The sequence below is a fragment of the Neorhizobium sp. USDA 3394 genome (genome assembly GCF_056280385.1).
On record NZ_JBWCDU010000002.1, the window covers coordinates 160,437 to 173,246 of the forward strand.

Consider the following 12,810-nt stretch of genomic DNA (forward strand, 5'->3'; position numbering starts at 1 on the left):
GCCGCAGCATGAACCGCCCAAGCATCAAGCAAGCCCTCGTCCTGAAGCTGTCGATCATCAGTGTGTTCATGATTGGTCTATCCTATGTCTCCCTCAGCACGATCTCAACACTCAGCGCCAATGCGGAGCAGATCGGGACCTTCTGGATCCAACGGCTGTTGACGGCCCGTGAGATAAAAGGCAATTTTCTCGATCTCAAACTTGTCTATGCCAGCTACATCCTCGACGATACGGCGGAGGAGCAGAGTATCGGGAAGCGAAAGATCGACGCCGCTGTCGCTGCTGTCGAAAAGGTTGTTGCCGACTACGAAAACGGCGCCCGGACTGAGCGCGGGAGGGAACTGATCAATCGGATCAAGCCGGAACTCAGCAAATACCGCGCCTCGGCTGAGCAAATGGTCGCACTCCATAACAGCGGAAAGACATCGGAAGCGGTTCATTTACTCAAGAAGGACATGGAGTCGCAAGCCGAACTGGTGGGCAAGGGGGTAACCGATCTGGTTGCGTTCATCCTCAACCAGGCTGAAGGCTTTGTGGCGGCAAGCAGTGCCTCCGCGAAGTCCGCTTTCCTGGGGACGGCGGCGATCGCGGTGCTTGCGGTGCTCATAGTTCTCGCCGGCATCGTGTTTGCGATCTCAGGCGTCGCGAATCCGATCCGAAGGATAACCTCCGCGATGAAGCAACTGTCGAACGGAGACCTTGATAGCGACATTCCTTACGCCGGGCGCGCCGACGAAGTTGGTGAAATGGCCGGTGCAGTTGAAGTTTTCCGTCACAATGCCCTCAATGTCGTCAGGCTCGAGAATGAAGCGGCTGAATCCCGCATCGAGATGGAAACGGCGCGCGCCGCCGCCCAGCAGCGCGCAGAACGGGAGGCCGAACAATTGCGCTTCGCGACCACGACATTGGGTGGAGGTCTGCGGCGGCTTGCGGCGGGCGACATCTCATTTCAGCTTTCTGAGCAATTTGGGGCCGAATACGAGGCGCTGCGCGAGGACTTTAATGCTTCGCTCCGCCAACTGGGCACGACAATCGGCGCGGTACTCCAGACCGTACAGAGCATAGACAATGGGACCGGTGAGATTGCATCCGGTGCTCAGGACCTTTCCAGGCGCACAGAACAACAGGCAGCCTCTCTCGAGGAGACGGCTGCAGCCTTGGATGAGATTACGTCCAATGTCGCGATGTCGACGAAACGTACCGACGAGGCACGCAATGTGGCCCTAGAAGCCAATGCCAGTGCCAAACGGTCAGCGACGGTCGTATCGGAAGCCGAGAAAGCCATGCGACGCATCGAGGACAGTTCGCAGCAGATTTCGAACATCATCGGCGTAATTGATGAAATCGCCTTCCAGACGAACCTTTTGGCGCTCAACGCTGGTGTGGAGGCGGCCCGTGCGGGTGAGGCGGGCAAGGGTTTCGCAGTCGTCGCACAGGAAGTCCGCGAGCTTGCCCAGCGAGCTGCTCAAGCGGCCAAGGAAATCAAAGGGCTCATCAAGAAATCGTCGACTGAAGTGGATAATGGCGTGAAACTGGTTCTCGAAACCGGGGTGGCGCTCAAGTCGATCGGTGAGTACGTTGTACAGATCAATCAGGTCATGGATGCCATTGCCACCGCGGCGCGCGAGCAGTCGACGGGACTTGCCGAAATCAATACGGCCGTCAATCAAATGGACCAGGCGACGCAGCAGAACGCGGCGATGGTCGAGCAGTCAACAGCCGCCGTCGCTTCGTTGTCCTCCGAGGCGAGCCGCCTGCGGCATCTTGTCAATCAGTTCCAATTGGAGAGCGACAATACAGCCGACATCCAGCGGATTGGGCGGTCCCTGCAGAACGGCCGGCTAGTGGAGACAATCGCTCCCCGCCGCGCGAGTCAAAGATGAGGCGCGGCTCTTGCACGGGCGTCCTACTTCGCCTTCGCCCTACAAAGGGTTCCCGAGGCTGTGGTGGTAGCCCAACCACGGGCTTCGCAACGCAGCCTCTCATCTTCACCCGGTCAGCCAAAAAGAGGTCTCTGCGTTCCTGCGGGAGATCGCCGAAGAGGCGGGGCTCGCCACCCTGTTGGTCACTCGCGACTGGGATATTGCCGACGATATCCACACGGGTCATCGATCTCGGAGGCCGCGAAGGAAAAACCGTGGGAGGACAGGGCTACGATGCCATCAGATACCCCCGTGGTCGTCGACGCCGGTTTCCCACGCCGCATCCTCGATTGGCTTGAACGTCCTTCTCAGCTCTTGCGCGGCCGTCGGCAGGCTCACGGCCATGTCGAGGATGGAGCTGACGGTCTGGCCGAGGCGCATTCATGCGGCGTGAACGCCGGCTGGGTGTGCGGTGCGGTGTCTACTCTGCGGCTTCGCGTGTCGGTACTCGCCTCGCGAAAAAGACGTCCACCTCGCTCACCGCTTCATCGATCCTCTTGCTGAGGTGCTGCGACGCAACAGCATAGTCAAGGAAATCTCGATCCGATGCATAGACGGCTGTTGGCAAGGTGTGTGCCATGAAGAATCCGAAGAGCGGGCGAAGTTGGTGCTCTACCATCAACGCGTGACGATCGCCGCCGCCTGTCGCGGTGATGAGTATCGGCTTCGACTTCAGCTCATGAGGATCAATGAGGTCGATCAGGTGCTTGAAGAGGCCAGGATATGAGCCCTTATAGGTCGGGGCGCCGATGACAAGGATATCGGCGGCGACGATTTCCTGCAGCACATGTTGTGCCTTTTCATCGAGCTGGTTGCGCCAAAGGGCAGAGCCCAGCGATGGCCCGACATCGATCATGTCGTAGACGGCGACGTCGAAGCCATAGCGGCTGCTCGCGCGTTCGGCGACGTGCCGGACCAGTGACGTGGTTTTCGAAGGCCGGCTGAAGCTCCCTGCCATCCCGACGATCTTTGGGGTCCCCATGTCTTTCCTTCCAATCCAGTTACAGAACTGCGTCCAACTTAGCTGGCAACACCGCCGACGATTTCGGCGATATCCCTCGTGCCCGGCGGCCGGCCTTCCAGCGCAAGCCTCGCCGCAGCCTGTTGGAAGGCAGTGTTGAGAGGGGCCGCTACGCCATGGATGCGGCCGAGCCGGACGATTTCGCCGTTCAGATAATCGACCTCGCTCGAGGTGCCGCGGGTGAAGCTTTGCCAGGTCGATTGCTGGCCGGGCTCGATGCCGCTTTCCGGGGCGACGCGCCAGGATGATATGTCAATTCTCCACTCCGAGGGAGAAGCTGGATCATAGCCGGCCGCAATCAGAACAGCGCGGGCCTCCTGCGCCAAGCCGGCGGCGGCCTTTGAGCGGAGCTCGGAAGCGCCGGCGAAAAGCTCGACCGCATTTGTGACGTTGTGTTCGAGCTTGGCTGCCTTCCATCGCCGGATGTCGGGTCGCGCTTCGACAAGATAGCCCGCCTTCAAAAGATCCGCGACGATCGACAACGCCGTGTCATCGAGCCCTTCGGGGTAGCGTCCGAGAGCTACGATGCCGACATTCGGCTCGCCCCCGACGACAACCTCGCCGGTGACGGTGTAGCGGGCCGGAATGCGAATGCTGGCTGCGTAGACACGATCGAAACGCCGCAGCGCGATGTCTTCCGCAGCCAGGCCATTTTGCAATGTCACGAGGGGCAGTTGTGATGCAAAGCCTGCACCCTCGACCTGCCGCCAGGCCCAGAATTCCGTGGCCGACTCGACATCCTGCGCCTTGACCGCAAGGACCAGAATATCACCCGCCTGAAGCGCCGGTGGCGCGGCCGCATCGGCGGTGTTGAGCCTGAGCACGCGGTGTCCGCCCGGCCGGCGATACGAGAGACCGTGCGCGGCGATATGGGCAATCTGCGCTCCGCGTCCAACGAGCACATAGGGGATGCCATGCGTTTCGAACTCCGCCGCAAGGCTCGCACCGACCGCGCCGGCACCGATGATGATGTAGCGTGTCATGATCAGGCCGTTTTCAATACAGTGAGATTGACCGGAGGCGCCAATGGCGTTTCGTTTTCGCTCTTCCAACGCTCGAAGGCGACGCGCCCGAGAATGGAGATGGACGTGTCTTCCTGCGGGGCATGGACGAGCACGGACTGAATGTCCCGGAAATGACGCTCCAGCCCAAGTTCGTTCCCGAGGCCGGGATTGCCGATGCCGCGCACGGCGATCTGTACCGCGTCGCGCAACTGCCGGCCGGCAAGCAGCCGGGCCCTGATGTGTTTTTCGGCCTCGGCCTGCTTGTCCTTCAGGGCATCGAAAATGATCTGCCGGGCGCCGGAGACGAGAAGGTCGATCTCGCCGGAAAGCGTCACGAAGCGTTCCGTGCGGGCAATCGGGTGGCCAAGGTTGGTCGGGACGCGCTCGTGAGCAAAGCGGATGAACGCCTCCTGAGCCGCTTCGGCCACCCCGAGATAAAGCGCGGTCAGCGCCAGTGTGATTGCCGCGTGGGCGCGGTTATCCTGCTGTGCGACGGAGGGATCGACCAGATCGATGACATTCTCGCGCGGGATTTCCACGTCGGTATATTCGACATCGTGAGAGCCGGAGGCGCGCATGCCAAGGCTGTTCCAGTTCTCGATGACGCGAATACCCGGAATCCTGTTCGGAACGACGAATGTTCCGACGCGGGCCGGCGTTTCATCGGTATGTGCCCAGACCAGAAAATGGGTCAGACCGTGCGCGCCGGTGACGAACCGCTTGCGGCCGGTGATCGACCAGCCGGATGCGGTACGCCGGGCAACCGTCGCCGGCAGGCCTCCACGGGCGGGCGAGCCGAGTTCCGGTTCGACACGCGCGGCATTGAGCAGCAGCGGCTGCTGCTTGGCCTGGGTAAGCAGGCGTTTGTAGAGGTCCTCGGGCCAATGGCTTTTCGTTGCCTGACCGAGGTGGTTGAAGATCGTCATGGCGCTGATCAGCGCGACCGACGGATCACCACGCCCGAGTGCGGCAAGGATCGTTGCGGCCTCGTAGAGGTTTGCGCCGGCGCCGCCATATCTCGTCGCGACAGTGCTTTCGAGCAGGCCGTTTTGATGAACCGCAAGGATGCCTGTCCAGGGAAAATCCCCCGTCCGGTCAGCCTCGGGAGCTGCATCCGCAAGAGCGCGCGTCGTCGCGCTCAGCAGACTTGGATCGAAAGCCGTGTCGCGCGCAATCATCAGGCGGCGACCTTCTTCTTTGCTTCTTCCCGCTCACGTATGCCCTCGCGCACCAGCGGCAGGATGTAACGGCCGTAATCCACCGCATCGTTGAAATTGTCGTAGCCGCGGATCGAGATCAGATCGGCACCGAGATCGATGTAATCGAGAATGGAATCGGCAATCGTGCGCGGCGAACCGACAAGTGCCGTGGTCGCGCCGCTGGCATTGGTGGCGGTGACGGTTGGATACCAGAGCGCCCGGTCATGAACATCGCCGCGCTTGGCGATATCCAGGAGGCGCTGCGAACCGACATTGGCTGGCGGCGCGGCGTTTACGGGCGCGCGGTGGAGCCCCTTCTGGCGGTTCTCGTTCAGGCGGTCCAGAACCTTGTGCGCCTTTTCCCAGGCAAGCTCGTCCGTTTCGGCGACAATCGGCCGGAACGTCACCCAGATGCGCGGGCGGTCCGTTCGGCCTGCCTTTGCGGCTTCCGCGTAGATGCGATCGATCTGCTGTTTCGTTTCCTTGAGCGGCTCGCCCCAGAGCCCGAAGATGTCGCAGAGCGAACCGCCGATGCGATAGGCTGCATCCGATGAGCCGCCAAGCGAAATCGGGATCAGACCGTTTGTCGGACGCACAGCACTGCGGAACTGCTTGAACTGGTAATATTTGCCATCGAAATCGAAGGGCTCGGTGGAAGTCCATGCAAGGCGCAGGATGCGGATATATTCTTCCTGCCGCTCGTAGCGCTGTTCCTTGTCGAGGAAGTCGCCCTCGCGCGCCTGCTCGTCATCGCTGCCGCCGGCAATGAAGTGGACGACGACGCGTCCGCCGCTCAACTGATCAAGGGTTGCCAGCGATTTGGCCGCGACCGTCGGATAGACGGTGTTGGGCCGCAGCGCGACGATGATCTTAATGTTCTTCGTATGCGCGAGAACCGTGGCGCCGATCGTGAAAGGGTCGAAGGACGAGGAGGAGTAGGGGATCAGCGTGTAGTTGAAGCCGTAGTCATCGAGGGCGCGCGAGTAGCGCTCAAGATAGCGGGGATCGACCGGGGCATCCGGGATGGGGTTGAGGTCGTTCGAGGCGTTGGGAAAGCTGACGCTGATGAATTCCGCGGACATGGAAGCTCCTCTGGTTGTCGATGGTGGCAGGAAGTTAGGCGGCAGGCAGAGGCTAAGGAAGACAGGTCTTTCTATTTCTATTGAAACTATAGAAAATATATCCAATCGATGGCTGCCGGCGTTTAAATTCCAGGGGACGCCTCTACCAGTCAGGCGACCAGCCAAGGCTCGGGGCGACAGTCCCGGCGAGGTCGGTCAGCAGCTGGATATTCTCGGCAAGGCCGAAGGCCGGCGGCAGGAAGAGAACGATCTCGTCGGCCGCGGCGAGCCCGGGATCACTGAGCACTGCTTCGATTACTTGGTCCGGAGTGCCGTGGAAGACCGGCGAGATCTGGCTTCCCGGCGGCTGGTTGGTCCGCGCGCTCGGCTCGAGTGCGCCCTTCGGCCGCGATGCGGCTATGCCCTGGGTACGGCGCTCAAGATCATAGGCTGCATATTTCTCGCGAATGTCGGATGTCGTGCCGACCAGGATCGACGCTGCCACGGCGACGGGCGGCGGCTCGCTTGTCCGCTGCTTTCGCCACGTGGATCGGAAGGCCTCGATGCAACGGGCCTGATAGTTTCCGAAGCTCTCACCCTCGGCGTGGTCGTGCTGTACGGTACCGGCGATCAGCCCGATGCCGAGTTCGGCGCCCTGGATCGCCGACCCGAGGCTGGCGGAACCTTGACGGATGCGCGAGCGAAGGGTCGGGCTGTGCGGCGTCACCCTCAGTTGGCTGCCTTGCGCGGCACCCTGGCCGGGTTCTGCGACGGTGTGCAGCACCTCGCCGGAGATCGCGGACAGAAAACGCGCCTGGCGGCGCCTGGCTTCCGTCCGGGCGTCGGCTTCGACCGCGCCGAAGACAGCATCGAAGGCTGCGTTCGAACCGGTCGAGATTGCCAGTTCCAATCTGCCGCCGATCAGAAGGTCGGTCGTACCTGCGGCTTCTGCCAGAAGAATGGGGTCCTGATAACGCATTGGAATGACGGCCGAACCCAGCACGATATGGCTGGTATGCTGACCCGCCGCGGCAAAGAAGGGCAGCGGCGAGGATAGATAGTGGTCGAAATGCCGCTGATAGGCCCAACCCGACTGGTAGCCCAGGCGTTCTGCCGCCTTGAAAAGCTCGATGCCCTCCCGCAAGCCGTGGGCGGGGCCGGTTTCGTCGTTGAACGAGACGCGCGTGTTGAACCCGAGCCGCTTCTTCGGACGAAATGACGCGGACTGCTCCGGGGAGGGGGCGATGACGGTCATGCGATCTTTTCCTCGTTGAAGATCTGCCGGTGCTGCAGGGGTTGGGTGCGCGCAAGACGCGCGGCACCTGATGGGATCGATTCCAGCAGCGAGCGGGTGTAGGGCTGGCGGGGGGTGTCGAAGATCTCTGCGACGGTGCCGTGCTCGACGATGCGTCCGCGCTGCATGACCGAGACCGTGTGGGCAAGCTGCCGCACGAGCGCCAGATCATGCGACACGAAGATGTAGGTGAGGCCGAGCTTGACCTGCAGCGACAGCAGTACTTCGACGATATCGGCCTGGACGCTGACGTCGAGCGCCGAAGTAGGCTCGTCAAGCACGATCACATCGGGTTTCAGGACAAGCGACCGGGCGATGGCGACGCGCTGGCGCTGGCCGCCCGACAAGGCGGCGGGCTTTCGAGACAAGAGATGTTCCCCCAGTCCCACGTCTGCAAACGCCTTGCGGACCGCGAGTGTCCGCTCCTGATATGTCCCGATCTTGAAGCGGTCCAGCGGTTCGCGCACGATTTTTTCGACGTTCCAGGTCGGATCGAGGGATGTGAAGGGGTTCTGGTAGACAAGCTGCAGGTGGCGCCAGACAGAGCGAAGCTGCTCCGGCGACCGACCGTTCACCTGTTCGCCGCCGACAGCGATCTTTCCGGTATCGGGCTGCTCAAGCCCGAGCAAAAGCCGGATCGCCGTCGTCTTGCCGGATCCGGATTCCCCCACCAGCGCATGCGTCGTTCCCGCCTGAACGTCGAACGAGACGTCGTTGACGGCGGTCAGAACCTTGCCGTCGACGGTAAAGTTCTTCGTTACGCCGCTGACCTCGATCTTCGGTGTCTTGTCGCGCCTGGCGCCGAGGTGCCGGAAACCAGGCTCTCGCAACGGCCGGTACCGGTCCGGGTTGAGTGCCGGCACATCGCCATGGAGCTTTCTGGCGTAGGACGAGGAAGGGGCGGAGAATACCATAGCGGTACTGCCGGTTTCCTGGATGGCGCCGTCCTTGAGGACGACAATCGAATCCGCGCGCTCCGCTGCGATCGCCAGGTCATGGGTGATCAGGAGAAGACTGATCTGCAACTCCTCCCGCAATTTCGACAAGAGGTCGAGAATACGCTTCTGGATCGTCACATCGAGTGCGGAAGTCGGCTCGTCCGCGACCAGCAGCGCCGGCCGCGGCAGAACGGCGAGACCGATCAGCACGCGCTGGAGCATGCCGCCGGAAAGCTGATGCGGATAGGAGTCGTAGACGCGCTGCGGATTGTCGAGCCCGACTTGCGCGAATGTCTCCAGAACGACTGCCTTGCGAAGCGCCTTGTCCGGTTCGTCCAGCAGTGCGGCAGCTTCCATCGCCTGCGCGCCGATGGTGCGCACCGGGTTCAGGGAATTGCCCGGATCCTGCGGCACGAAGCCGATCCTGCGTCCCCTGAACGGGCGAAAGCGGCGCTCGGGAAGCCCCAGAAGCTCCTGGCCATCGAATTCGACGCGGCCCGTTGCATGTCCCGTTCCGGGAAGCAGCCGCAGGACGGCGCGGGCGATGGTCGATTTTCCGGATCCGGATTCGCCGATCAGCGCGAGACTTTTGCCACGTCCAAGCTCGAAGCCGACATCGGACACGACCCTGTGGGTGCCGTAGGCCACCGACAATCCCTTGACCCGCAGCAACGGGGAGGACGGGTGGTTCAAAAACGTGGTCAGTCTGTCTTGCGGAGCCATCGGCTGATCCTGTTTACAGAGAGAACGGTTGCGATCGTGACAAGGGCCGGGGCGTAAACCAGCCAGGGCCATTTGAGGTAGTCCTTGCCGATCGAGATCAGCAGGCCCCAATCGGAAGCAGGTGGCGGGTCGCCGTAGCCAAGGAAGGCAAGGCTGGCGATGACCAGAATGGAGTCGCCGAACTGCAGGACGGCAAGCGGCAGCACCGATCGCGATGCGTTCGGAAGCACGTGACGCCACAGAATGTGCCAGCGCGATCCGCCGAGCAGAAAGGACGATTCGACGAATGTTGCCTGCCGGGTCTTGATGACTTCGGAGCGCATCACCCGGGCAAAAAGAGCGACGGCGGAGACGCCCGTCGCGATTGCCGCATTGGTCGTGTCGAAACCGATTGCGGTGACCACGATCACCGCCAGCAGGAATTTGGGGATGGCCAGCAAGACATCGACGAGGCGGGCAAAGGCCGTGTCCACCCAGCCACCGAAGAAGCCGGCCAGCAGTCCGATAATTCCGCCCGCGACAACGCCGATCACGACCGCGATCAGCGCGCTCGCCACCGATGAGGCCGTGCCGTGGACGACGCGGGCATAAAGGTCGCGGCCGAGATGATCGGTGCCGAACCAATGCGCCGCACTTGGGCCAAGCAGCTTTTGGGCGGGAGTGCCGTTCACCGGATCGTAGCCGGTGAACAGGCCAGGCGCCAAAGACCAGGCGATCACCAGAGCGACGACCAGGAAGGAAAGGATGACGACGAGGGGCACACGCAGGCCCGTCAGACGGCCGATCAGCGTTGCCCGAGGGTTGGAAGAAATAGAGGCGAGCGTCATGGGGTCACCGCCTTGGAGATGGGAAGAGAGCTGTCATCAGCGGTTGTCGGCCGACGCTGCTGCGTGCCGAGAAGTTTTACGCGGGGATCGAGTAGCGGGTAGGTGAGGTCGGCGATCAGGTTGACGACAACAAAGACCACCGCCGCGAGCGAGACGACTGCTTGCAGAACCGGCAAGTCTTGAGTGCTGACCGACCGCTGCACCAGGTTGCCAAGTCCGTTTCGGCCAAACACCGTCTCGGTGATCAGGGAGCCGCCGAGCAACTCGCCAATCGTCAACGCGACGACGGTGATGACCGGCAGCGATGACGGCTTCAGCAGGTGCATGACGAAGAGCCGCATCTGGCCAAGCCCGCGTCCGCGTGCGACGGCGGCATAGTCCTGGCCGGACTCATGGTCGAGATTGGCGATCAGGACTTCGGCAATCTGCGCGGAGATCGGGATGCCGAGGGCGATTGCTGCGAAAAGCGTCGCCCAGAAGCTGTCGGGCTCGATGACGCGAAAGACGCCGAGCTGGAAACCAAAGAGGTGGATCAGCACCAGGCCGATCACGAAGTTCGGGACCGAAAGGAACAGCGACGGGAAGCCGCGCAGCAGGCCCTGGCCAAACCGCCGCGGCAGAAATTGCGTGCCGTAGGCAATGATCGCCGCGAGGACAAGAGAGACCGCGAGGCCAGCAGAGGCAAGCACAAGCGTCGACGGCAGAACCTCCGCGATCAGCGTCGCGACGGGCCGGTTGGTCCGCATCGACAGACCGAGATCGCCGGTCACGAAGCCGGAAAAGGCGTTCCAAAGCTGTACGGGGATCGGTTTGTCCAGCCCCTGCGCAGCGATGATTTCCTTGATCTCATCCGGCGTGAAGCCGTTCTGCGGGTTGTTCAGGACATTGGTAATCGGATCGCCGGGCAGGATGCTGACGACGACAAAGGTGAAGACATAAGACAGCAGGATCACGACGATCGCCTGCAGCAGCCGCTTTCCGGCGTAGTTGAAATAGGCTTTGCTCATGCCCAACACCTCTGTGTCTGTTGAATTGCCGGGCTATTCGCTCTTGATCGCCGTGTAGTAGCTGGCATAGGCGACGCCATTGTAGACCTCGCCCTTGAGGTTCGGCGACTGCACGTAGACGCGCTGGACGATCTGCGTTCGCGGAATGAAATAACCCTGGTCGAGGACGTATTTCTGCAGCTCGTCGAGTAGCGGCTTGCGGGCTTCGATGGAGCCGGCGCCGGCGATCCTGTCGCGCAGGTCGTTGAGGGTCTTGTCGCTCTCGTCGAGCGCAAACCAGTTCTCGCCATTGTTGGCGTTGGTCAGAATGCTGGCGACGGTGCCGGCGTCGATGAAGGAGCGCGTCACCTCATATGCCGGCACCCCAGCGCCGCCATACTTTACCTTCTGGCCGAAGGTGACGACGTCATAGGCGCGGATATCGACCTTCCAGCCGATCTTGCCAAGCTGCTGCGAAATCAGCTCATCAATCGATTTCGATGTCGCAAGGTAGGGGTTCGAGTTCAGCGTCAGCAACAGCGGCTTGCCATCCTTGACACGGATGCCGCCCGGCCCCTTTTTCCAGCCAGCCTCGTCCAGAAGCTTCTCAGCCTTTTCAGGGTTGTAGGCGAGCAGGGCGCTCTGGTCGGTCGCACCTGGAACGTTGCTCTGGATGAACGACGTTGCGAGCTTCCAGTCGGGCGTATAGACGGTGTCGATGATTTCCTGGCGATTGATGCTGGCCTGAAGCGCCTGGCGAACCTTCACGTCGTCATAGGGAGCAAGCTTGGTGTTGATCGCCCAACCGTTGACGAATCCGAGATAACGTGGCGTCGCCACCGTGAGGCCTTCCGACTTGAGGGATTCAAGCTCCTGAGGCGACGCGTTGTAGGCGACGTCGGCCTGGCCGGACTGGACTGCCGCAACGCGCAGCGACGGTTCGGAAACGAGCTTGTAGGTGATCGTATCGAGATGGGCGGGGCCGGTCTGGCCGACCGCTGCCGGCCCCCAGTTGTAATCCTTGCGCTTGGCGAGCTTGACGTAGTCGCCTTCCTTCCAGGACACGACGACATAAGGGCCGCTGCCGGAGGTTTTGCTCAGGTCCGCTTGGGCGCTTGCCGGCGAGGCAATGGTCTTCGGGGAGATGAGGATCGAGCCGTGGTAGCCGAGCGTCGGGATGAAGCCGAGGGTCGGCTTCTTGAAGAAGACCTTCACGGTTGTCGCATCGACGGCTTCGGCATGATCATAGGTCTTGGGGAACAGACCGATCGGATTGATGCCCTCGCTCTTGCGCCCGGCATACCAGATGTCGAGATTGGCGACGACGGCTGCCGCATCGAGCGGGCTGCCATCGGAGAAGGTCACGCCGCTCTTGAGATGCAGGGTGAATTCGGTCGCATTGTCGTTCTGCTCCCAGCGCTCGGCGATCCAAGGGCTGACCTTGCCATCGGCATCGACATAGAGGAGCTTGTCAGTCACATGGCCCCAGATATGGCCCTGAAAACTGGAGATCGCGCTGTTGTTGGGGATCCAGGTGTCCCCGAGGGAGTCGATGAGGAAGACGACGTCTCCGCCATCTACCTCTTCAGCCAATGCCGGGGTTACATTCGCTGTCGCGACCAAAGCGGCAAATGCCAGCGCAGAGGTGGCGGCCAGCAGACGACGCCGGGAAAGAAGAGGGCGGGAAGAACGGTCGTTCATGAAGCGGTCCTGTTTGGTTGCCGGGCTGATTGTGAACAGGAGCCTATGGGAGCGGATCGATTTCGAGAAAGACTGGTTGTTCTTTTTCTATTGGTTTTGTAGATTATTTTATCGGCGCAATCTGATGCACGAGG

Annotated in this window: 11 protein-coding genes; 1 reads left to right on the forward strand and 10 read right to left on the reverse strand. The window is 61.7% G+C overall.

Going from position 1 to position 12,810, the window contains the following annotated elements; all coding sequences use genetic code 11:
* Nucleotides 1-8 precede the first annotated feature (8 nt).
* The gene (locus tag ACZ9EJ_RS22305) at nucleotides 9-1,883 is read left to right on the forward strand and encodes a methyl-accepting chemotaxis protein (protein WP_046633328.1); all 1,875 of its coding nucleotides are present in this window, start codon (nucleotides 9-11) and stop codon (nucleotides 1,881-1,883) included.
* Between the two features lie 279 nt (nucleotides 1,884-2,162).
* Here the strand turns inward: ACZ9EJ_RS22305 and ACZ9EJ_RS22310 are convergent, their stop codons facing one another.
* The 10 genes from ACZ9EJ_RS22310 to ACZ9EJ_RS22355 form a co-directional block, all read right to left on the reverse strand.
* Nucleotides 2,163-2,303: a hypothetical protein gene (locus ACZ9EJ_RS22310; RefSeq protein WP_476099858.1), complete on the reverse strand. Its 141-nt coding sequence runs from the start codon at nucleotides 2,301-2,303 to the stop codon at nucleotides 2,163-2,165.
* A 40-nt stretch (nucleotides 2,304-2,343) separates the two neighbouring features.
* Nucleotides 2,344-2,904 carry an FMN reductase gene (gene msuE / locus ACZ9EJ_RS22315; RefSeq protein WP_046633051.1) on the reverse strand — a complete coding sequence of 187 codons (561 nt, stop codon included), beginning with the start codon at nucleotides 2,902-2,904 and terminating at the stop codon, nucleotides 2,344-2,346.
* 38 nt (nucleotides 2,905-2,942) lie between these two features.
* Nucleotides 2,943-3,926 carry a ketopantoate reductase family protein gene (locus ACZ9EJ_RS22320; protein WP_046640563.1) on the reverse strand — a complete coding sequence of 328 codons (984 nt, stop codon included), beginning with the start codon at nucleotides 3,924-3,926 and terminating at the stop codon, nucleotides 2,943-2,945.
* 2 nt (nucleotides 3,927-3,928) lie between these two features.
* Nucleotides 3,929-5,125: an acyl-CoA dehydrogenase family protein gene (locus ACZ9EJ_RS22325; RefSeq protein ID WP_046633053.1), complete on the reverse strand. Its 1,197-nt coding sequence runs from the start codon at nucleotides 5,123-5,125 to the stop codon at nucleotides 3,929-3,931.
* On the reverse strand, nucleotides 5,125-6,228 hold the full coding sequence (locus ACZ9EJ_RS22330; RefSeq protein ID WP_046633055.1) for an LLM class flavin-dependent oxidoreductase: 1,104 nt from the start codon (nucleotides 6,226-6,228) through the stop codon (nucleotides 5,125-5,127). The genes ACZ9EJ_RS22325 and ACZ9EJ_RS22330 overlap by 1 nt, the downstream gene beginning before the upstream one ends.
* Before the next feature lie 142 nt (nucleotides 6,229-6,370).
* Entirely contained in the window at nucleotides 6,371-7,462 is a 1,092-nt protein-coding gene (locus ACZ9EJ_RS22335) for an LLM class flavin-dependent oxidoreductase (protein ID WP_046633056.1), read from the reverse strand.
* A complete protein-coding gene (locus ACZ9EJ_RS22340) occupies nucleotides 7,459-9,162 on the reverse strand; it encodes a dipeptide ABC transporter ATP-binding protein (RefSeq protein ID WP_046640564.1) in 1,704 nt (567 codons plus the stop codon). The genes ACZ9EJ_RS22335 and ACZ9EJ_RS22340 overlap by 4 nt, the downstream gene beginning before the upstream one ends.
* On the reverse strand, nucleotides 9,141-9,989 hold the full coding sequence (locus ACZ9EJ_RS22345; RefSeq protein WP_046633060.1) for an ABC transporter permease: 849 nt from the start codon (nucleotides 9,987-9,989) through the stop codon (nucleotides 9,141-9,143). The genes ACZ9EJ_RS22340 and ACZ9EJ_RS22345 overlap by 22 nt, the downstream gene beginning before the upstream one ends.
* On the reverse strand, nucleotides 9,986-10,996 hold the full coding sequence (locus tag ACZ9EJ_RS22350; RefSeq protein WP_046633061.1) for an ABC transporter permease: 1,011 nt from the start codon (nucleotides 10,994-10,996) through the stop codon (nucleotides 9,986-9,988). Before ACZ9EJ_RS22350 ends, ACZ9EJ_RS22345 begins: the two co-directional genes overlap by 4 nt.
* A gap of 33 nt (nucleotides 10,997-11,029) precedes the next feature.
* Nucleotides 11,030-12,676, reverse strand: a complete 1,647-nt coding sequence (locus ACZ9EJ_RS22355; RefSeq protein ID WP_046633063.1) for an ABC transporter substrate-binding protein — start codon at nucleotides 12,674-12,676, stop codon at nucleotides 11,030-11,032.
* Between the last annotated feature and the right edge of the window lie 134 nt (nucleotides 12,677-12,810).